The sequence below is a fragment of the Mycobacterium sp. TH-M15 genome, assembly GCF_057473705.1.
Genome location: NZ_JBYCLB010000291.1, coordinates 1 through 2,086, shown reverse-complemented (window position 1 = coordinate 2,086; position 2,086 = coordinate 1). Strand labels below are relative to the sequence as shown.

Annotated in this window: 1 protein-coding gene; it reads right to left on the bottom strand. The window is 68.2% G+C overall.

Annotated elements, in window-relative coordinates; genetic code table 11:
* Positions 1-2,086, bottom strand: a 2,086-nt coding sequence (locus AC2VNT_RS06885) for a DNA-directed RNA polymerase subunit beta' (RefSeq protein ID WP_486946140.1), incomplete at both ends; no start/stop codon positions are given.

Below are 2,086 nucleotides of genomic sequence, written 5' to 3'. Positions count from 1 at the left end.
TGATCGCCGCGTCGGTGAGCACCCGGGTGGTCTCCTGGAACGACGCCGCCGAGAGCCACGAGTCAGTGGCCAACGACGCCTTGGTGATCCCCATCAGCACCGGACGGCCGGCGGCGGGCTCGCCGCCCTCGGCCACCACCCGCCGGTTCTCGGTCTCGAACTCGGCACGCTCGGTGAGCGAGCCGGGCAGGAACTCGGTGGAACCCGAGTCGATGATCGTCACCCGGCGCAGCATCTGTCGGACGATCACCTCGATGTGCTTGTCGTGGATCGACACACCCTGGGCACGGTAGACCTGCTGCACCTCCTTGACCAGGTGGATCTGCACCTCCCGGGGCCCCTGGACCCGCAGCACCTCGTGCGGATCGGCCGAGCCCTCCATCAGCTGCTGGCCCACCTCGACGTGGTCGCCATCGGCGAGCAGCCGCTCGGAACCGTCGTCGTGCTTGAACACCCGCAGCCGCTGACGCTTCGACAGCTTGTCGTAGACCACTTCTTCGCCGCCGTCGTCGGGGACGATGGTGATCTTGTAGAACCGGTCGCCGTCCTCCAGCCGGACCCGGCCGGTGACGTCGGCGATCGGCGCCTTGCCGCGCGGCACCCGCGCCTCGAACAGCTCCTGCACCCGGGGCAGACCACCGGTGATGTCCTCACCGACGCCGCCCTGGTGGAAGGTGCGCATGGTCAGCTGGGTGCCCGGCTCGCCGATCGACTGGGCGGCGACGATGCCGACCGCCTCGCCGATGTCGACCAGCTTGCCGGTGGCCATCGACCGGCCGTAGCACATCGCGCAGACCCCGGTTCCGGTGGCGCAGGTCAGCACCGAACGCACCTTCACACTGGTGATGCCGGCGTTCAGCAGCGCCTCGATCGACGGGTCACCCAGGTCGTGGCCGGCCTCGACGATCACCGTGCCCTTCCCGTCCACCGCGTCGGCGACCAGCGTGCGCGCGTAGGCCGAGGTCTCGATGAACGGGTCGCGGATCAGCGTTCCGTCGGCCGCGCGTTCGGCGAGGTCGACCATGATGCCGCGCTCGGTGCCGCAGTCGTGCTCACGGACGATGACGTCCTGAGACACGTCGACCAGACGACGGGTCAGGTAACCCGAGTCGGCGGTGCGCAACGCGGTGTCGGCCAGACCCTTTCGGGCGCCGTGGGTGTTGATGAAGTACTCCAGCACCGTCAGGCCCTCGCGGAAGCTCGACTTGATCGGACGCGGGATGAACTCCCCCTTCGGGTTGGTCACCAACCCCTTCATCCCGGCCAGCGTCCGGGTCTGGGTGAAGTTACCGGTCGCCCCGGAGTCGACGATCGTGATGATCGGGTTGTCCGCCGGGTAGTGCTCCCGCAGCGCCTGGCCGACCTCCTCGGTCGCTTCCTTCCAGATCTCCACCAGCGCCTCGTTGCGCTCGTCGTGGTTCAGCGCGCCACGCTGGAACTGCTTCTCGACCTTGTCGGCCCGCTCCTCGTAGGCGTCCAGGATCTGCTTCTTGTTCGGCGGCACCAGCACGTCGGCCATCGAGACCGTCACCCCGGAACGGGTGGCCCAGTAGAAGCCGGCGTCCTTGAGCTTGTCGACGGTCTGAGCGACCACGATCATCGGGTAACGCTCAGCCAGATCGTTGATGATGGTCGCCTGCACCTTCTTGTGCATCTGCTTGTTGACGAACGGATAGCCCGTCGGCAGCAGCTCGTTGAACAGCACCCGGCCGAGCGTGGTCTCCAGCATCCAGGAATCACCGGGGCGCCAGCCGTTGTCGCCGAACAGCTCGGTCTCCACCTCGGCCGGCGGCCGCAGCTGGTCGAGCCGCACCTTGATCTTGGCGCGCACCGAGAGCGCCCCGCGGTCGACCGCCATGATCGCCTCGGCCGGCGACGAATACGCGCCGGACTCCGGGGTGTCCTTGGCGGCCGGCGTGTACTCGCCGGTCTCGCCGGGGATCTCGGTGGTCAGGTAGTACAGGCCGGTCACCATGTCCAGACGCGGCATAGCCAGCGGACGGCCCGACGCCGGCGACAGGATGTTGTTGGAAGACAGCATCAGGATGCGGGCCTCGGCCTGCGCCTCGGCGGAGAGCGGCAGGTG